This window comes from Pectobacterium carotovorum (assembly GCF_900129615.1).
In the GTDB taxonomy this organism is placed as follows: Bacteria; Pseudomonadota; Gammaproteobacteria; order Enterobacterales; family Enterobacteriaceae; genus Pectobacterium; species Pectobacterium carotovorum.
Genome location: NZ_FQWI01000003.1, coordinates 423,424 through 441,655, shown reverse-complemented (window position 1 = coordinate 441,655; position 18,232 = coordinate 423,424). Strand labels below are relative to the sequence as shown.

The window sequence follows — 18,232 nt, the reverse complement described above, 5'->3', positions numbered from 1 at the left end:
TTCAGCACCCGCCTCCCCGCCGCTATACTAGCGTTGGCATATCCATGCCAGCGTGACGCCGGCAATGCCGTTTCACGTTTATCTAATCAATTAAGGATTCACTATGTCCGGTACGAGCAATTCCGTTCGGCTACGACCGCTGGAGCGAGACGATCTCACTTTTGTTCATCAGTTGGATAACAATGCCAGCGTGATGCGTTATTGGTTTGAAGAGCCTTACGAGGCCTTTGTCGAACTCAGCGATCTGTACGACAAGCATATTCATGACCAAAGCGAGCGCCGCTTCATCATTGAACATGAGCAAACTAAGGTAGGTCTGGTTGAGCTGGTGGAAATTAACCATATCCACCGTCGCGCGGAATTTCAGATCATCATCGATCCCGCCTATCAAGGCAAAGGCTACGCCAGCGCGGCGGCCAAGCTGGCGATGGATTACGGCTTCTCGGTATTAAATCTCTACAAGCTGTATTTGATTGTGGATAAGGAAAACAAGAAAGCGATCCATATCTACAGCAAGCTGGGGTTTGAGGTTGAAGGCGAACTGATCCACGAGTTTTTCATCAACGGTGAATACCGCAACACGATCCGCATGTGCATTTTCCAACATCAATATATGGCGAAGCACAAAACCGTGACGGGAACCGGCGGCGAAGCACCGGGAAGTTCTATCAGCCAATAAGGTAAGAAGGCCAGCACCGCTGGCCTCAAGCGATTTACGTCCCCTTTCGCACAGTCTCTGTGGCTCGTGTTATGTAGCTTCAGAGACGGTTTCGTGCGCCATAATACTGTCATTTCATGCTACCTCGTAGCACGCGCCCGACGCAGGTCGCTCAGGCGCCGCCGCCCTGCGAACCCAGGCTTTCCAGCTAAATTATGCCGCTACGCGGTGCCATCGGTGTTCATGACCGCTGATCGAGCTGCCAGTGACGCGTTTACTCACCCCATAAATGGGGTTCGCCCTGCGGGCCAGCAACAAGTGCTGTTCAAAACGTCTTTGACGTTTTGTCCGACGCGGCACGGGCTTTCGCGACGTCCTGTCGCTCACTCGGCATTCATGCCCACCGCTGCATAATTTTTTACGCCGGATGATGCTAAAAACCATCGTGTCATAGCGTTTCTGTATAAGAGATTAACGCACCGTATATAAATTTTACCCCGCGAATTGCCGGAATAGCGCTTTACCGCGCAAGAGCCGTAGTCCCAGCCAGCCGCCGCAGAGCGACAGGAGGAACGCCGCGATTAACGGAAGTGCTATCCACATCCCGATATTCGGTTCCCAGGCAAAGTTAAAGACCTTACGCTGCAACAGCCACAGGGCCGATTCTGCGCCAATCGCCGCGGCGGTTCCCGCCACCAATCCCAGCACCGCGAATTCACACCACAGCGTGGTGCGCAGCAGGCGCAACCCGGCTCCTAGCGTGCGGTATACCATCAACTCCTGCCGTCGCTGACGCATCCCGACCTGAATCTGTGCCAGTAATAACAGCACGCCGCAGAACAGCACCAGTATGACCATAATCTCCAGCGCGCGACTTACCTGCTGTAAAACCTGCCCAACCTGACGCAGAATACTGCCGATATCCAGCACGCTCACCGTCGGGAACTGGCGGTTCAGTTGCGTAATCATCTTCTCATCGCCATCGTAGCGGAAGCTCGTCAGCCAAGACTGTGGCTGGTTATCCAGCGCCCCCACGGGGAAAATAAAGAAGAAATTCGGACGCAGGCTTTCCCAATCCACCTGACGGAAGCTCGTTACCGTCGCACTAAACGGCTGTGTATCGCCGGTGAAGGTCAGCGTATCGCCAATCTTGATGCCCATCTCTTTGGCTTCTTTCGCTTCCATCGAGACTTCGCCCGTCTTCGGCGCTTCGCCCTCCACCAATACGTTGTGCTGTGGAATTCCGTTCATCCAGGTCAGATTCAGCTCACGGTTCACCGTGTTGCCGCCCGGATCGTCTTCGTGGATCACTTCCGTAGCAACCTGCTGATTAATCTCCGTCAGGCGCGCACGAATAATCGGGAAGAACTGCTCTGGCGTCACGTCATGCTGAGAAAGGAACTCCCTCATCTGCGGCACCTGTTCCGCTGTGATATTCAGCAGGAAATAGTTCGGGCTGCCCGGCGGTAACTGTTGCTGCCAGCGTTCCAGTAAATCACCGCGCATCACCAGCAGCAGCGCTAATAGCATGAAGGACAACGAAAACGCCGCCAGTTGGCTGAGCGTCGACCACGGCTGACGCAGCAGGCGATTAATGGCCAGACGCAGCGCTAGACGTTTAACCGTCAGACGCCGTAACAGCAGCAGACCGCCCCAGCCAATAACACCCAGCAGTAGCGACAATACCGCCACGCCGCCGAGCAGCGACCACAGCAGCACGCCGCCACCGGACAACACCGCCAGCAGCCCGACGACAATAATCAGGACAATCGGCAGGTAATAGCGTAGCGGCCACACGTTCGCCACCACATCCTGTCGTAACACGCGCAGCGGCTGTGTCGCCAGCAGCAGTCGATACGGACGCAGCCCAACCAGCAGCGAGATCAGCACCAGCGATCCCAGCGCCCATACCCACGGCCACAGCCCGGATGCAGGCAATGCGGCGGGCAGCACCGGAGCCAGCATTTTCATCAGCAGCGCCTCAAACCCAAGGCCGAGCACGCTACCGCAAACCGCCGCCAGACCTAGCACGGAAAGCCACTGCCCGATAATTAACCGCCTCAGCGCTTGTTTGCCTGCTCCCAGCGTTTTCAGAATGGCGACCAAATCATAGCGACTGCGGCAGTAGTGCCCCATCGCCACCGCGACCGCAGCAATAGACAACAGCAGCGTCAGCAGCGCCGACAGCAACAAGAACTGCTGCGACCGCTTTAACGACTGGCTCAGCGCACCTTCAGAATCTTCCATGCCATACCAGCGCTGATCGGGCTTGAGCTGTGGCTTGATGAAGTTGCTAAATTCGCTAATTTGCTTCTCATTGCCAGAAAACATGTAGCGCCAGGTAATACGGCCCCCCGGCTGAATCGCCCCCGTTTTCTCGACATCATCCAGATTCATCAAAATACGCGGCGCGGTCTCAAACGGATTAAAGCCGGAATCTGGTTCCTGAATCAGTTCGCCGCTGATACGCAGTGAGGTATCGCCGACATCCAGCATGTCACCGACTTTCAGCCCAAGCAACGCCAGCAGGCGCGGGGCCACCAGCACCGTTCCCGCTTCCGCATGCAGCCCTTCAGGGCGCGTCTGCAAATTGCCGTACAGCGGATAGCGCTGGTCGGTCGCTTTAACCTGCGCCAGCTGCGGCGTATCGCCCGCGAACGTCATGGTCATAAAGGAAATTTGTCGGCTGAGCGTCAGTCCGCGCTGCTGCGCGTCCAAAAGCCAGTCTTCCGTGACGGGCCGCGACGCACGCAGCACGCGGTCGCCCGCCAGAAAATCACGGCTCTGCTGGCTGAGTCCTTTTTCCATCCGGTCGCTAATCGTACCCAGCGCCAGCACACAGGCCACGGCCAGCGTTAACGCCAGCCAGACAATCAATAAGGAAGGAGAGCGCCATTCGCGCCAGAACCATCGCCAGATCATGCGTCCTCCCGCAGCTTGCCGTCGACTAACCGCAGGCGTCGCTCGCAGCGGGCCGCCAGTTGCTCATCGTGCGTCACCAGAATCAGCGTGGTGGCATAATCGCGATTGAGGGAAAACAGCAGATCAACAATGCGCTCACCGGTTTTACGATCCAGATTCCCAGTAGGTTCATCGGCAAACAAGACGTTAGGACGACCGCTGAACGCGCGAGCCAGCGCCACACGCTGCTGTTCACCGCCGGAAAGCTGAGCGGGAAGATGATGTAAGCGCTCACCCAACCCGAGCTGCTGTAAAAGCTGCTCGGCCTGTCCACGACTGTGGCTGTCGCTTTCGCCACGCAGCAACGCAGGTAATTGCACGTTCTCCAGCGCATTCAGCGTCGGCACCAACATGAAAGACTGGAAGACGAAACCGACATGCTGGGCACGCAGCGCCGCACGGCCTTCTTCATCCAGTGCGCTCAGCGATTTGCCCATCAGGCTAACGTCACCTTCGGTGCCATCATCCAGACCAGCCAGAATCCCCAGTAACGTCGATTTCCCCGAACCGGATTCACCAATCAGGGCAATTGTCTGCGCAGGTTTGACAATGAGCTCAACTCCGGTAAGGATGGAAAGCCGATTTTCTCCCTGACCAACGTGCTTACTAAGATGATGAACTTCAAGAATGTTTTCTACGTGCGCAGTTTTGCTTGGCGTAGCACTCGCTGGGCTGGTCTTCGCAAACATGTTTTCGTCCTTTTGCTTCTGGGATTATGCAGCGTACGCGCTTTCGCCGCTGACACATTATTAATTCTGGGCGATAGCCTCAGTGCGGGCTATCAAATGCCGATCGCTAACGCGTGGCCAACGCTATTGAACACGCAGTGGCAGACGCAGAAAAAAGGCGTCGCGGTGGTTAACGCCAGCATTAGTGGAGACACCACCGCACAAGCGCTAGCGCGTCTTCCTGCCCTGCTGAAACAGCATCAGCCGCGTTGGGTGTTGATTGAACTGGGCGGCAATGACGGTCTTCGGGGATTTCCAGCAGCCAACATAGAGCAGGATCTGGCGAAAATCATCACGCTGGTCAAACAGGATAATGCCCAACCGTTGCTCATGCAGGTTCGTTTGCCGACCAACTATGGCCGCCGCTACACCGAGTCATTCAGCAATATCTACCCCAAACTCGCGGAGCAGTTTGCGCTTCCTCTGCTGCCTTTCTTTATGGAGCAGGTGTATCTTAAACCGGAGTGGATGATGGAAGATGGCATCCATCCAACCCGGGATGCCCAACCGTTTATCGCAGACTGGATGGCGAAGCAGCTGGAACCCTTAGTTAACCATGAGTCTTAATAAATAGGCTTTTGAATTAGGTAAAGTTATGCAAAAAACGGTCTTCATTACGGGTTGCTCCAGCGGCATTGGCCTGATTGCCGCTCAGGATCTGCAAAAACGCGGCTATCGCGTGATTGCGTCCTGCCGCCGCGCAGAGGATGTCGCTCGTCTGACTGAACTGGGTCTGGAGGCAATTACGCTCGATCTGGATGACAGCACCAGCGTGGAACAGGCTGCGGCGGAGGTGATCAGACTGGCCGATAATCGACTGTACGGTTTGTTTAATAACGCCGGATATGGCCTGTATGGCCCGTTGAATACCATTTCGCGCCAGCAGCTTGAACAGCAGTTTTCCAGCAACCTGTTCGGCACGCACCAGCTCACCCAACTGCTATTGCCCGCGATGCTGCCACATGGTGAAGGCCGCATCATCCAGACCAGTTCCGTACTGGGGCTAGTGTCTACACCGGGTCGCGGGGCGTATGCCGCCAGCAAATATGCGCTGGAAGCCTGGTCAGATGCGTTGCGTATGGAGCTCCACGGCAGCGGCTTGCACGTCAGCCTGATCGAGCCCGGCCCGATCAGTACGCGCTTTACCAATAACGTGGCACAGACGCAGACGGACAAACCGGTCACCAACCCCGGCATCGCTAAACGCTTCACGCTGCCGCCAGAAGCGATCTTGCCGAAGCTCCACCATGCGCTGGAAAGTTCACGGCCAAAATTACGCTATCCCGTGACGCTGGTAGCTCACGCCTTAACCTGGCTGCGTCGTTTGCTACCGGGGTGTCTTCTGGATAAGGTATTACGAGGATAAGGTCGCAGAAGGTGACGGATTGCGCACTCACCTCTGCACAAGGCTTGTAAGTGACTCCGACAGGCCCCATCTAAGAGTCAAATGAATTCAAGAAGTAAGAGAGACTACTCATGTTAGAACAACAAGCGACTATCGTTGACGTCAATGAATCCAACCTGCATCAGGTGTTGGAACACTCCACGACACTGCCAGTCCTGTTTTACTTCTGGTCGGGGCGTAGCCAGCACTGCCTGGAGCTGGAACCGGTGCTGGACAAGCTGGCGCAGGAATACGCAGGACAGTTCGTTCTGGCGAAGGTTGACTGTGATGCCGAGCAGCGCGTCGCCGCTCAATTTGGCCTGCGATCAATCCCAACCGTTTATCTGTTTAAAGACGGGCAGCCGCTGGATGGTTTTCAGGGGCCACAGCCGGAAGAAGCGATTCGTGAATTGCTGAAACGCGCGCTGCCGAAAGAAGAAGAGCTGAAAGTGGCACAGGCACAGCAGCTGATTCAGGAAGACAAACTGCCGGAAGCAATGCAACTGCTGAAAGACGCCTGGCAACTCAGCCAGCAGCGCAGTGACATCGGTCTGATGCTGGCGGAAGTGCAGATTCAAATTAAACGCAGTGAAGATGCTGAAGCCGTGTTGGCCACAATTCCTTTGCAAGATCGAGACACGCGCTACCATAGCCTCGTGGCTCAGATTGAATTGCTGAAACAGGCGGCAGACACGCCAGAAATTCAGCATCTACAGCAGCAATTGGACGCCGATCCGCAAAATGCGGATCTCGCGGTACAGCTGGCTCTGCAACTGCATCAGGTCGGCCGTAACGAAGAAGCGCTTGAACTGCTGATGGGCTTCCTGAAGAAAGATCTGGCCGTTGCTAACGGCAGCGCACGTAAAACGCTGATGGACATCATGGCCGCCCTCGGCACCAGCGACGCCCTCGCCGCCCGCTACCGCCGCCAGCTCTATTCGTTATTATATTGATTTATCTTGTGAAAAAAGCCAGAACGTTGATTCTGGCCTTTTTATTTTCAGGCAAGCATTAGCGTTGCTTTTTTATCGTCTTATCATTTTATGCTGAATTGCTGTGATAGTTGCGGGCGTGCTAACCCGGCGTAAAAATTGCGCTGAGGTGAGCGTTACCGCCGAGTGAGCGGCATGGACGCCGCGAAAGCCAGTGCCGCGTCGGGAACGCGTCACTGGCGGCTCGACAAGCGGGAACGATCGCCGAAGGCACCGCGTAGCGGCATAATTCACGCCAAAAAGCCTGGGGTCACGGGGCGAGCGGCGCTTGAGACGCCCCGTGTCGGGCGCGTGCTATGAAGTAGCATGAAAATGACGGTATCATCGCGCACGAAACAGCCTCAACAGTGACATAAAAATACGACTCAGAGGCAGTCTTAGATCCCCCCGCCGACTACAACGTCTTCAACACCGTTATCCAACCATGGCCACCATAGACGGACCAGCCATTTAGCCAGCGGCGCAGCATGTTCATCGCCAGCATCGCAACGACTTCCTGATGGGTTTTCAGGCTGTAGCGCTGTACGTTGAACTGTATCGTTTGGGCAAAAGATCCTTCCGGCGTATGCAGCGCTAATGACAGCTCCGCATCGTTTCGGTTCCCGACAACCAGCGCTAATGACGCCCCCTGACGCTCCGCCAGATGGTGAGCATAATCCGCTAGCCCAGACAGGCTGACATCCTCAACGTTTGCCAGCAGTTCTCCACCCACCAGCGGAACGTTCGCCGACTGGAGCTGCCAGTTGAGCAATCCTGCCGTGAAGTGTTCACTCACTGCCAGCGTCATATCACGCTCGGCAAGACGTCGTGCCAGCTGTGCAGGTAATCCCTCGGTTCCTTCGAAGATGGTATTTTCCCCTGCCACGGTGCGCACCGTTTCCCACAGTTGCTCCATATTTTCCTGCTGGGCAGCAGGGCCAGTCAGCTTCAGCTCGATAATCGGCATAGAAGAGCGGTAGCCCAGCACCACGCCCGGCGGTAACGCCATGCCGTCCAACTGGCTTGCCAGATCGCTCTCGGAGCGGCCAAAGGTGGTCAGGCGTAGGCACAGTGGGGCATCGGCGACAGCAAAACGCTCGCGCAGGCGCGGCATAATTTGCTGATCGACCATGACCTTAAACTCAGACGGCACGCCCGGTGTAAAAAACATCAGGCACTTGTTCAATTGCAGCGCGAAACCACAGGCGGTGCCCACCGGGTTATCCACCATTTCCGCGCTTGCGGGGATTTGCGCCTGTTTACGGTTGCTCGGTGCCATCACTCTGCCACGCTCGGCAAAGAAAGCCTCCATACGCGCCAGCCATTCCGCGTGCTCAACCAGCCCTTCTCCTGCGGCGGTGGCCGCCGCCAATGCGCTGAGATCGTCGCTGGTCGGCCCCAGGCCGCCGTTCACAATCAGGATATCGGCTATCTGGCTACGCTGCGTTATCGCAGTCACCAGCGCATCGAGATCGTCCCCCACCGTCATTCGGCTGGTCATCGGTAATCCCTGCTGAAACAGATAATCCGCCAGCCAGGCCGCATTGGTATCAATAATCTGACCATGCAGCACTTCATCGCCGGTACATAACATCTCGACCCTAAGCATTTTTTTATTCCTCGTGACGATCCTGAAACCACTTTAAAAAGTCGCATGAACAAACACAATGTTTCTTTCTGCCTGCCCGATAACGCACCGCCTCCGACGCCCTCACTCCAGTGTAAATATAAAATTACACCCCTCGTAACGGCGTTTTGACAGAAATCACTGAATACTCTACCCTGCTGCCAAAAATATCTGGATAGCCACGCTATATATAGAGGAATAGGTGAAAAATCGTACTCTTGGCAGCATTTTTATCGTTGCTGGCACCACCATTGGAGCAGGAATGTTGGCGATGCCGCTGGCAACTGCGAGTGTTGGGTTTGGTACTACATTGATGATATTGATCGGTCTGTGGGCACTGATGTGTTACAGCGCCCTGTTGCTGGTTGAAGTCTATCAGCATCAGCCGTCGCACACTGGGCTGGGCACGCTGGCAAAAATCTACCTCGGTCGCTGGGGACAGTGGATTACCGGCTTTAGTATGTTATTTCTGATGTATGCGCTCACCGCGGCCTATATCAGCGGAGCAGGCGAACTACTCGCCAGCAGTATCAGCCAGTGGAGTGGCTACTCACTTCCGCTGTCCGCAGGCATTCTGCTCTTCACGCTGGTTGCTGGCGGCGTCGTCTGTATCGGAACATCCTCAGTCGATTTGTTTAACCGCATCCTGTTTAGCGGCAAAGTGCTGATGCTCGTCATCATGTTGGCCGTCATGGTTCCCCATATTCAGCGCGTCAACCTTCTAACGCTGCCGCTGCAACAGGGTCTGACGCTCTCGGCATTACCGGTCATTCTGACCTCATTTGGTTTTCACGGCAGTATCCCCAGCATCGTGCACTACATGGGTGGCGACAGCCGTAAGTTACGCCGGATATTCCTTATCGGTAGCGTGATACCGCTGATTGCCTATATCTTCTGGCAGCTCGTGATTTTGGGTAGCCTCAGTTCTTCAACATTCAACGCTATTTTGGCCGATCAGGCGGGATTGAATGGGTTGATGCAGGCTATTCGCACGCTGGTTGCCTCACCACACGTTGAACTAGCCGTCCACCTGTTTGCCGATCTGGCGCTGGCGACCTCTTTCCTCGGAGTGGCGCTTGGATTATTCGATTATTTAGCCGATCTGTTTAAACGTAAAAATAGCATCATCGGGCGCGCGCAAACGGGCTTGCTGACCTTTATTCCCCCGCTGGTGTTTGCCCTCTTTTATCCACAAGGATTCGTGATGGCACTTGGCTATGCGGCAATTGCGCTGGCCGTGCTGGCACTGCTTATTCCAGTCTTGCTGAGCTGGCAGGTGCGCAAACAACGTCCTGAAATACGCGCGACGCGCGGTGGCGCACCGGTCTTGGCACTGGTCTTCACCAGCGGCATCGCAATCATCCTGATCCAACTGGCGATGGTGGCAGGCTGGCTGCCGTCAATCAGTTAACCTTCTCATTGGTTAATCCAAGACATAAAAAAACGCTGGGAGCGTTTTTCAACGTCGCTTGCGACGGCCCGAAGGGGGACGGACAAGGATGTCCGTCATAAAAAAAGAGCGTGAACTCAACATTCACGCTCTTTTTTCTTTTAACTTCAGATAGCTATCAGAAGTTCAGGCCAACGCCGACATAGGCAGAATCCGCCAGTCTGTTATCCGGGCCGTTTTCACGTGCCATATTGATGTAGCGGTAGCCGACATCAACGCTCAACGGTGCAAACACCTGCCAGCGTACGCCTGCTTTCCCTTCAACATAGTGATCAACATGGCTGGAGAAGGAATCCGGTGAATAGTAACCTTCACCATACAGCGAGAACTGACGGCTCAGCGGCCACTGCACGCCACCTCCCAGTGCGACGCCATAGCCATCATTGCCGTGATCCTGATTCAGGTACAGCGCTTTGCCACCCAAAGTCAGCTTGAGTGGACCAACAGGAATGGTGTATCCCAAGCCGAAGCCGTATACATCATTGTTGTTGTCGCCGTGGGCATAGCTCACATTGCCCGCAAGCCCAGGAATGCCCAGACCGAAGCCCGCACTGGCACCAGCGTAATCGCGACCTGCTTCCCCGGAAAGGCTAATGGCATGTACAGAGGCACTTGCAAGTAACAAGCTTCCCGCACAGGCAATCACAAACTTTTTCATTTTCAATATCCTTAAAAACCGTCGTTAAACGCGCGTGTAAAGGTGTTATCGTTGCCGATTCTACCCGAAACGCCCCCTCACTCCAGCATGAAATTGCCCTGAGCAGCGATTTATTCTTTTAATAATCATGAAAGTTTGCCTTCAGCGCTGCTGACAATAGCAGCAATAAGCGCCGCCTATTTGCTCAAAAAAGACAAAGTGAACAATAGTAATCATCATGGATGACGATAAAACAGGCAGAAGGAAACGATGATGAGAGAAGGGAAATTAGCCACAGAAAAGCGCGCAACGACGATCGATCCCCCTCATACGGTGAGTTCCGACAGGCACAGCCCAATGCGATTTCAGGACATATGGTTTCTGGAAAAGCTGGCGCTGTTTGATCGTGAAACCAGCGCCAGTAACCAGACCAGTCATCCACGAAAGGTGACGAAACCCGGCACCAGCGCACCGGACAACTAGCCTACCGCCGCGCTGCGCGACCTGTTGTGTTGGGTGAATGGTGCGTTGCATTGACCCAGCTTTTCACCTGCTGGCGAGATAGCTTAATCCCACCATTTTTCAGTTCAACGGGCAGCGCATAATACGCGACCGGACGCTGAAATCCGGCAAGCTGCGGCTGTAGCCAATCGCGTATCGCATCAAGCGTCGTGGTTTGTGCCACCTCCAATACCGCAACAGGACGGTGGCCGAACTCCGCATCGTCAACAGGCACAATGCAGGCCTGTTGAACATCGGGATGTGCCAACAGCACGGCTTCGATATTCTCGGGCTGAATCCCTTCCCCACCGCTGAAGAATTGATTATCCAGACGCCCCAGAATGTGCCATTCGCCTTCGGTAAATAACCCGCGATCTCGCGTGTGGAACCAGCCATCATCATCGACGAGTGGAATCAGTTTTCCGTCACGCCAATAACCGGCGGCCAGCGTGCTGCCACGCAGCAGGATTTCATCCTCCACCAGCCGGATCTCTCGCCCGTGCAGTGGCATGCCGACGCCCGAACATCCATCAGCACGTTTCGCGCAGACCGTGGACGCCAGTTCCGTCAGACCATAGCCACACCAGCAACTGACGCCTCGCGCTTCCGCCTGTTGCGTCAGCGCCTGCGGGATCATCGCACCACCGAGCAATACGGCCTTTAATGCCGTGGGGAATGTCCCCTCTGACAGCAGTCGCCACAGCTGCGTCGGCACCAGAGAAGCATGGGTGCAATCGCGCAGCGCACTATCCAGAGGCTGATGCGCACGGACAACAATCGTTGCCCCAGTCGCAAGCCAGCGCCAGACGATGCCCTGCCCAGAAACGTGAAAGAGCGGAAGTGACAACAGCCAGCTATCGCTGGAGGAAAATGCCATCATCTGCACCACGCCTTCCGCGCTGGAGAGATGGGCAGCAAATGAATGCACCGCCGCCTTCGGCATCCCGCTGGAGCCGGATGTCAGCGTCAGCGTCGCCAGCCGATCGGCCTGCCAGCGTAGTCTATCGATACGGCGGCTTTCCTCGGCATCACACAGGGGTAAAGAATCAGACGGCAAAGAAAGCGTACGTACAGCCTTCGACCACGATTTATCATTCAGGCACAGGCCATGCGCTACATTCAGCGCAGGCAGTAGCGCCTCGGTTAATGCATCAGGTAACTGTGGATTCAGCGGCAGTACGCGCACACCACACTGTAACAACGCCAGATAACTGAACAGCATCTGGACGCTATTTTTCCCGCGTAGCGCGACTGTACTGTCGGCCATAACGCCCTGCTGGGTGAAATGCTCTGCCAGCTGATCCACCCACTGGGCAAGCGACTGCCAGCTCCAGCGGGTTTCATCTTCAATCAATGCCACAGACTGGGGCATCTGGCTAGCCCAGTATCGCCACGGCCAGTCGGTCAGGATTGCCATACCACGTCCAGTTGCTCAGCAGCCAACAGCGGCAACGCGCTATCCGGCCAGCGTTGAACCACCTGCGCCTGCATCAGATCCAACGTGTCCAGCCCTGGAACCGTATCCGGTGTCAGCCAGTGCGCCAGACGTGCCAGCTGCGTTAAGCCCAGACTGGATTCGATGCTGGAGCTGATCACCGCCGTTAATCCAGCCTGATGCGTTTCCTGCACCAGCTGTTGGCAGCGTGCGAGGCTGCCGACCAGCATAGGTTTGATCACAATCGCACTCACGCCCGGCTCGGCTTCTACCCGAAAATCCGCCTCGCGCACGCTTTCATCCCAGGCAATGTTGATGCCCGTTTCTCGCGCAAACTCGCGAGATTCTTCACGGGTTTTGCAAGGTTCTTCGAGGAAGGCAATGCGCGAACGCAATGACGGCGCGACATAACGAGCGAAGCCATCGGCTTTGGCTCGCGTCCAACTGCGGTTGGCATCCAGACGGAGTTTCAGATCCGGCAAGGCTTCCAGCAGCACGTTAACGATCATGCCATCACGCACCGCTTCGTACAGGCCGACTTTGATCTTTGCCACTTTCTCGCCCGGCATCGCCTGTAGCATCTCAAACAGCTCGTCAGGATCGCCGCTGCACAATGGCGCTTTGCGATAGTCCGCTGCCTGCGGCAGATGCCGATCCAGCTCGGCCTGCGCACAGCTCAAACCAAAGGCAACCGACGGCGGAAGATCGTCAGAAAATGCCTGTCCTGCTGCCCACGATTGCAGCTGTTCAAGCGTGGCTGATTCCGCCTCTTTCAACGTTTCCACGCTGAATTCTGGCAACGGCGCAATCTCACCCCAGCCCAACCGCTCGCCGTCTTGCAGGCGAACGATAAGCCCATCGCGGGTTTTCAGACGCTGATTGCGCAGCACCACTCCGGCTTCCATCGGCACGCTGTAACGATAGAGAGTGACTTGACGCATTACGGATTCCGTTTGAATTTGCTGAAGTCAGGCTGACGTTTTTCATTGAACGCGTTGCGGCCTTCCTGCCCTTCGTCTGTCATGTAGAACAGCATGGTGGCGTTACCCGCCAGCTCCTGCAGGCCAGCCTGACCGTCGCAGTCTGCGTTCAGCGCCGCTTTCAGGCAGCGCAGCGCCATTGGGCTGTTTTGCAGCATTTCACGGCACCAGCGCACGGTTTCTTTTTCCAGATCCGCCAACGGCACTACCGTGTTCACCAGCCCCATATCCAACGCTTGCGCAGCGTCGTACTGGCGGCACAGGAACCAGATTTCACGCGCTTTCTTCTGACCCACGATGCGTGCCATGTAAGAAGCGCCCCAGCCGCCGTCAAAGGAGCCGACGCGCGGACCCGTTTGACCGAAGATGGCGTTTTCTGCCGCAATGGTCAGGTCACACATCATGTGTAGAACATGTCCACCACCGATGGAATAGCCTGCGACCATCGCGACAACCGGCTTCGGACAGGTACGGATCTGACGCTGGAAATCCAGCACGTTCAGATGATGCACGCCGCTGTCATCCTGATAACCGCCGTAGTCGCCACGAACTTTCTGATCGCCGCCGGAGCAGAATGCTTTATCGCCAGCACCGGTCAGGATAATCGTCCCGATACCGTCGTCATGACGCGCATTATCAAGCGCCTGAATCATCTCTTTTACCGTTTGCGGACGGAACGCATTGCGTACCTGAGGACGGTTAATGGTGATTTTGGCAATGCCATCGATGGATTTATGGTAGAGGATATCGGCGAAGTCGCCGCTGCAATCGTGCCATTCAATCGGTGCGTAAAGCAGGTCTTCACTCGGATAAAGCATAGTTATCAATCCTTAACGTGATGCAAAAGAAAAGAGCGAACCCGCTCGGCATAGGCCGTTGGATTCGCCTGATGGGCATTGTGGCCCGCCTGAGCCACGCTCAGTAACGGCAGGCCGTATTGCGCCGCCAGCGTTTGAAACTTCACGTCGCTGGCACCGCATAAGTAAACAAAAGGTATCGACAGGTGCTGGAGGCGTTCCACCAAAAAAGGCTGCCGCCCCAGCGAGGTGGCTTCCAGCATCGCCGCAACGGACGCACCGTGATTGGCGCTGCGCCGCGCAATCAGCTGTTCACGCTGAGTAGAATCAACATCGGCAAAGACCGCCTGCTGATACCAGTCCTGCAAGACCGCTGGCAGCGGTTCCTGACGAAAGCGCTGCGCCCAGCGTGCATCATGGTGGATGCGTTCCGTACGCAGATCCGGCGTTACCAAGCCGGGATGTCCGCCTTCGACCAGCAGCCCCAGCATGCCGTCATGCTGTCCGTTGCAGGCGTGATACATTGCGATACGCCCACCGAGCGAATAGCCTAGCAGCCAGTAATTCTCAATGCCTTGATCCAACAGCGTCTTGCTTAACTGGCGGCTGACATCGGCAAAATCTGTTGTGGAAATCGTTCGCGATGCGCCGTGTCCGGGTAAATCCACCAGCAGCACGGGCCAGTCACGGCAGAACGGGAGGATGGACTGCCAATCCTCACCACTGCCTAATAAACCATGCAGACACACCAGCCACGGCTGCCTCGGAGCCACCGCGCCGTGCGTCACTTTCCGGCAGCCTAGCCCTTGAAAATCTATCCCCTGAAACTCTAATGCGCCCACGTCGCCACCTGAGCGACCAGTTCATTGAGCGTTTCCGCGCCGTCTTTCGGTTCAACCACCACTTCCAGTAGCGTGACGCCGCCCTGAGTCCAGCAATCCGCCACCGTACCCGCCAGCTGTTCCCAGCTCTCGGCACGTACGTAATTCAGGCCAAACATCGCGGCCGCGTGCCCGAATTCCACATTTTGCGGCATGCAATAAAACGCTTCACGCTGTGCAACCGGCGTCGGCAGCAGGGAAAATATCTGGCCACCGTTATTGTTCACCACGATCAACACCAGCGGTGCGGGAGACTGACGCAGGAGCGCCAGCGCATTCAAATCGTATAACGCGGAAAGATCGCCGACGATGCCCAGCGTGGCTTTTGACGTGGCACGCTGTACACCGGCCAGCGTGGAAATCAGGCCATCAATGCCGCTGGCACCACGATTACCGTACACCGGATACCCTTGCGGGAGCTGCGCCAGCGCGTCGATCAGGCGCACAACGAGACTGTTGCCGACAAACAGCTGCCCGTCCGGTGGCAACAGCGCCGGTATGCGCTGCGCCAGCTGTGCCTCACCAAAGCGGGAAGCCAGATGTGCGTCAACCTGCCGCTGCGTTCTGTCGGCAATATCCGCCAGCAAATCCGCCCACGGAGCTTGCTTATGTGCAGGATGCGCAGACAGCCATTCACCCACGTCCGCCACCAGACGGCGTCCGCGGTGATGAGCCGGATCCAGCCGTCCCGGTAGGTCATCGATTAACCAGAATTCTTGCGGCTGGCACTGTTCCTGCCATTGCAACAGGCGCTTACCGGTCAGGCTGCCGCCGAACTGCAAGACAATTTCTGCCTGCCGTAAGCGATCCGCTGCATCAGGATGCGCCAGCCAAATATCCGCACAGGGTAACGGCTGCCCGCTCTGCGACAGGACGTCACCAATCAGCGGCCAGCCCAGTTCGTTCGCCCACGCAGCGAGTTGCGCCCCTTGTTCAGGACTCACGCGCCCAGCGAGGACGACGCCCCGCTTTTGTCGCCACTGCAACCAGTCCGGCTGTACCGCCAGCGAACTCTGGCGCATTTCGCGCAGCCAGGGCTCACGGCTATTCCACCAGTCGCCCAGCGTCATCAGCCAGTCCTGGTACGCCGTGCCGTCATCGGCACCGTAAAGCGGTTCGGCAAAGGGACAGTTAATGTGCAGCGCGCCGTGCGTCAGCCGCGCCATGGCGCTATCCACAGAGGAAACTAGCCAGCTAGCCGGAATGTCGGGCGTAGGGCGCGGCAAATCCAGCGCCAGCGTGGGGTGTGAAGCATACAGTGCATGTTGACGAATCGCCTGATTCGCACCGCAGTCAATCAGCTCCGGCGGGCGGTCGGCCGTCAGAACCACCAGACGTTCGCCAGTCAACCCCGCTTCAATGATGGCGGGATAAAGATTCGCGGCAGCAGTGCCTGACGTCACGATAATCGCAACCGGTTCACGCGAGGCTTTTGCCAGCCCCAGCGCCAGATGCCCGAGCCCCCGCTCGTCAAAATGCGTGTGGCAAATGAGTGCGCGATTATCCGCCGCAGACAGCGTCAACGGGGTGGAGCGAGAGCCAGGCGCGATGCAGACATGCCGGACACCGTGGCGGGTCAGCGATTCCAGCAGTAATGTAGCCCAGCGGCGATTAAATACACTTGTTGACATGTTGTACTCAACAACTCAGGTTGCAGGTTATATCCGTTATACTTCAAGCCGCATAGCGCTGTTCAAAACGCTAACGTTTTGTCACGCAACTCGAATGATTTAGGGTATTAAGCAAATACTAATGATCAAACTGTTGGCGGTCTGGTTGCCCTTCAGCAAACATCGAGATCAGCCTTATTATATTTTTTTTTATCACGCTGACTTTGATATAAACCAGTACCTCGCACAACAACCATAAAACAAAACTATGACATATCACCGTCTAACAGGGATCTTAGCCCTGCTGCTTTGTTTTCTAACTCCTGCCATTCTTGTTCTGGATCAGAACCCGCCACAATTCCGGCACCGGCATAAAGCGTTAAAACATGATCCCGCACTTCGGCCGAACGTAGCGCCACGCTGAATTCAGACTGCTGACGCGAAAGGTAACCTGCGGAACCCGCGTACCAGCCGCGTTCAAACGGTTCATGTTCGGCAATAAAACAGCGAGCCTCTTGCCTCGGCAGGCCTGCGACGGCTGCCGTGGGCTGTAACGCATTCAGGCATGCGCTATCGGATGCGGTGCGCAGCGTGGCGTGAATGGTGCGGCGCAGATGCTGTACTTTACGCAGGCGCACAATTTCCGGCGGCATGACATCCAGCGACAGCGCGGACTGCTGTAGCCGCTGGCAAATATCATCCACCACCAACATGTTCTCGCACTGATTTTTGGTGTCATTCATCAGCCAGTCGGCCAGCTCAGCAGCTTTGTGCGCATCGCGATCGCTTGCCACCGTCCCCGCCAGCGCCTCGGTTTCCAGTTCGCTACCCCGCCGACGATAAAGCCGCTCCGGGCTGGAGCCGAGAAACGCATGACGCGCATCGTGCGCCAACATGAAATGGAAACAGTGGTGATTCGCCGCTCGGCTGGCAGCCATAAAGGTGGTGGCCTGTAGCGGCTGCGTCAGCGTTAACGTGGTCGCCCGCGCCAGAACCACCTTTTCCATCAACCCAGTATTGATGTCATGCAGCGCCCGCTGGAGCAAATCGATCCATCCCTGACGCTCCGGCTGATGCCCGACGGACTGAACTTCCGCATGCAAAAGAGGCTGCGACGCAGGTGGCAGAAGCAGATTAATAAACGCCGAGGCTTCAACGGCATCCTGTTGCAATGATGTATCACTGAACAAATTAATACTCAGGCTGAGCGTATCATCCTGACGCCGCAGTTCCGCACGGGGCAAAAACAGGTAGCCGGGTGAAGAAACAGCGTCCTCTTTCGTTTGATTAAACGCGTTCAGCCCCCAGATGCGCACAGTGGGATCGCACTGCTGCTGAGCAAGAAACGCCTCGGCATCCTGAATGTGGCGAAACCCGCACACGTTGCCGCACACGGCGGCCTCTTCACGATCCTGACGATGCTGCCAATAGAACTGGGGGTACACAGGCTGAGTCGCCAGCCACGGCAATAGCTCAGACGCGTCGCTGAGGGTCAACGAACGCGTTATTTGTCTGAAACCTGCGCGTTCAGGCTGTGGCTCGCGCAAATCCTGCTGCAGATGCCGCAGCAAGTCGGAAAGTTGTTTCACCGTTACCCCGGAGACCTAACACA

Annotated in this window: 16 protein-coding genes; 6 read left to right on the top strand and 10 right to left on the bottom strand. The window is 56.3% G+C overall.

Annotated elements, in window-relative coordinates; translation table 11 throughout:
- Positions 1-103: 103 nt before the first annotated feature.
- A complete protein-coding gene (gene speG, locus BUB06_RS09000; protein ID WP_039472461.1) occupies positions 104-679 on the top strand; it encodes a spermidine N1-acetyltransferase in 576 nt (191 codons plus the stop codon).
- Between the two features lie 471 nt (positions 680-1,150).
- Here speG and ybbP read toward each other — a convergent pair whose 3' ends face one another.
- Positions 1,151-3,580 (bottom strand): putative ABC transporter permease subunit YbbP, encoded by a 2,430-nt coding sequence (gene ybbP, locus BUB06_RS08995; RefSeq protein WP_039472459.1) that lies wholly within the window; start codon positions 3,578-3,580, stop codon positions 1,151-1,153.
- The gene (gene ybbA, locus BUB06_RS08990; protein ID WP_010307452.1) at positions 3,577-4,308 is read right to left on the bottom strand and encodes a putative ABC transporter ATP-binding protein YbbA; all 732 of its coding nucleotides are present in this window, start codon (positions 4,306-4,308) and stop codon (positions 3,577-3,579) included. Before ybbA ends, ybbP begins: the two co-directional genes overlap by 4 nt.
- Here ybbA and tesA point away from each other — a divergent pair.
- From tesA to BUB06_RS08975, 3 genes are all read left to right on the top strand, one after another.
- Positions 4,231-4,914 (top strand): multifunctional acyl-CoA thioesterase I/protease I/lysophospholipase L1, encoded by a 684-nt coding sequence (gene tesA / locus BUB06_RS08985; RefSeq protein WP_072013005.1) that lies wholly within the window; start codon positions 4,231-4,233, stop codon positions 4,912-4,914. The two genes, ybbA and tesA, sit on opposite strands and share 78 nt — an antisense overlap.
- 28 nt (positions 4,915-4,942) lie before the next feature.
- Positions 4,943-5,713 carry an SDR family oxidoreductase gene (locus BUB06_RS08980; RefSeq protein WP_039472456.1) on the top strand — a complete coding sequence of 257 codons (771 nt, stop codon included), beginning with the start codon at positions 4,943-4,945 and terminating at the stop codon, positions 5,711-5,713.
- Between the two features lie 110 nt (positions 5,714-5,823).
- Positions 5,824-6,684: a co-chaperone YbbN gene (locus tag BUB06_RS08975; protein WP_010307439.1), complete on the top strand. Its 861-nt coding sequence runs from the start codon at positions 5,824-5,826 to the stop codon at positions 6,682-6,684.
- A gap of 433 nt (positions 6,685-7,117) precedes the next feature.
- Here BUB06_RS08975 and BUB06_RS08970 read toward each other — a convergent pair whose 3' ends face one another.
- Positions 7,118-8,311, bottom strand: coding sequence for a nicotinamide mononucleotide deamidase-related protein YfaY (locus BUB06_RS08970; protein ID WP_039472454.1), 1,194 nt, complete (start codon positions 8,309-8,311; stop codon positions 7,118-7,120).
- Positions 8,312-8,531: 220 nt separating this feature from the next.
- Here BUB06_RS08970 and tyrP point away from each other — a divergent pair, with 220 nt between their 5' ends.
- Entirely contained in the window at positions 8,532-9,740 is a 1,209-nt protein-coding gene (gene tyrP / locus BUB06_RS08965; protein ID WP_039472453.1) for a tyrosine transporter TyrP, read from the top strand.
- A 157-nt stretch (positions 9,741-9,897) separates the two neighbouring features.
- On the opposite strand, the gene BUB06_RS08960 is transcribed toward tyrP, so the two are convergent.
- Positions 9,898-10,437: a YfaZ family outer membrane protein gene (locus BUB06_RS08960; RefSeq protein WP_039472451.1), complete on the bottom strand. Its 540-nt coding sequence runs from the start codon at positions 10,435-10,437 to the stop codon at positions 9,898-9,900.
- Between the two features lie 249 nt (positions 10,438-10,686).
- Here BUB06_RS08960 and BUB06_RS08955 point away from each other — a divergent pair, with 249 nt between their 5' ends.
- Positions 10,687-10,899 (top strand): catalase, encoded by a 213-nt coding sequence (locus BUB06_RS08955; RefSeq protein ID WP_236689858.1) that lies wholly within the window; start codon positions 10,687-10,689, stop codon positions 10,897-10,899.
- A gap of 1 nt (position 10,900) precedes the next feature.
- Here the strand turns inward: BUB06_RS08955 and menE are convergent, their stop codons facing one another.
- The 6 genes from menE to menF form a co-directional block, all read right to left on the bottom strand.
- The gene (gene menE, locus BUB06_RS08950) at positions 10,901-12,334 is read right to left on the bottom strand and encodes an o-succinylbenzoate--CoA ligase (protein ID WP_039472445.1); all 1,434 of its coding nucleotides are present in this window, start codon (positions 12,332-12,334) and stop codon (positions 10,901-10,903) included.
- Positions 12,322-13,293, bottom strand: coding sequence for an o-succinylbenzoate synthase (gene menC / locus BUB06_RS08945; protein ID WP_039472443.1), 972 nt, complete (start codon positions 13,291-13,293; stop codon positions 12,322-12,324). Before menC ends, menE begins: the two co-directional genes overlap by 13 nt.
- Entirely contained in the window at positions 13,293-14,150 is an 858-nt protein-coding gene (menB, locus tag BUB06_RS08940) for a 1,4-dihydroxy-2-naphthoyl-CoA synthase (RefSeq protein ID WP_010301311.1), read from the bottom strand. Before menB ends, menC begins: the two co-directional genes overlap by 1 nt.
- A gap of 5 nt (positions 14,151-14,155) precedes the next feature.
- Positions 14,156-14,971 (bottom strand): 2-succinyl-6-hydroxy-2,4-cyclohexadiene-1-carboxylate synthase, encoded by an 816-nt coding sequence (gene menH / locus BUB06_RS08935; RefSeq protein ID WP_048329183.1) that lies wholly within the window; start codon positions 14,969-14,971, stop codon positions 14,156-14,158.
- Entirely contained in the window at positions 14,959-16,641 is a 1,683-nt protein-coding gene (menD, locus tag BUB06_RS08930) for a 2-succinyl-5-enolpyruvyl-6-hydroxy-3-cyclohexene-1-carboxylic-acid synthase (RefSeq protein ID WP_039472441.1), read from the bottom strand. The genes menH and menD overlap by 13 nt, the downstream gene beginning before the upstream one ends.
- Before the next feature lie 245 nt (positions 16,642-16,886).
- Entirely contained in the window at positions 16,887-18,209 is a 1,323-nt protein-coding gene (gene menF / locus BUB06_RS08925; RefSeq protein WP_039472438.1) for an isochorismate synthase MenF, read from the bottom strand.
- Positions 18,210-18,232 lie beyond the last annotated feature (23 nt).

What these genes read in the sequence shown, in the direction of transcription:
- menD (WP_039472441.1), bottom strand. Translation starts at nt 16,641, where the DNA reads ATGTCAACAAGTGTATTTAATCGCCGCTGGGCTACATTACTGCTGGAA.
- menB (WP_010301311.1), bottom strand. Translation starts at nt 14,150, where the DNA reads ATGCTTTATCCGAGTGAAGACCTGCTTTACGCACCGATTGAATGGCAC.
- ybbP (WP_039472459.1), bottom strand. Translation starts at nt 3,580, where the DNA reads ATGATCTGGCGATGGTTCTGGCGCGAATGGCGCTCTCCTTCCTTATTG.
- BUB06_RS08960 (WP_039472451.1), bottom strand. Translation starts at nt 10,437, where the DNA reads ATGAAAAAGTTTGTGATTGCCTGTGCGGGAAGCTTGTTACTTGCAAGT.
- BUB06_RS08955 (WP_236689858.1), top strand. Translation starts at nt 10,687, where the DNA reads ATGATGAGAGAAGGGAAATTAGCCACAGAAAAGCGCGCAACGACGATC.
- BUB06_RS08975 (WP_010307439.1), top strand. Translation starts at nt 5,824, where the DNA reads ATGTTAGAACAACAAGCGACTATCGTTGACGTCAATGAATCCAACCTG.
- menE (WP_039472445.1), bottom strand. Translation starts at nt 12,334, where the DNA reads ATGGCAATCCTGACCGACTGGCCGTGGCGATACTGGGCTAGCCAGATG.
- BUB06_RS08970 (WP_039472454.1), bottom strand. Translation starts at nt 8,311, where the DNA reads ATGCTTAGGGTCGAGATGTTATGTACCGGCGATGAAGTGCTGCATGGT.
- menC (WP_039472443.1), bottom strand. Translation starts at nt 13,293, where the DNA reads ATGCGTCAAGTCACTCTCTATCGTTACAGCGTGCCGATGGAAGCCGGA.
- tesA (WP_072013005.1), top strand. Translation starts at nt 4,231, where the DNA reads ATGATGAACTTCAAGAATGTTTTCTACGTGCGCAGTTTTGCTTGGCGT.
- speG (WP_039472461.1), top strand. Translation starts at nt 104, where the DNA reads ATGTCCGGTACGAGCAATTCCGTTCGGCTACGACCGCTGGAGCGAGAC.
- BUB06_RS08980 (WP_039472456.1), top strand. Translation starts at nt 4,943, where the DNA reads ATGCAAAAAACGGTCTTCATTACGGGTTGCTCCAGCGGCATTGGCCTG.
- ybbA (WP_010307452.1), bottom strand. Translation starts at nt 4,308, where the DNA reads ATGTTTGCGAAGACCAGCCCAGCGAGTGCTACGCCAAGCAAAACTGCG.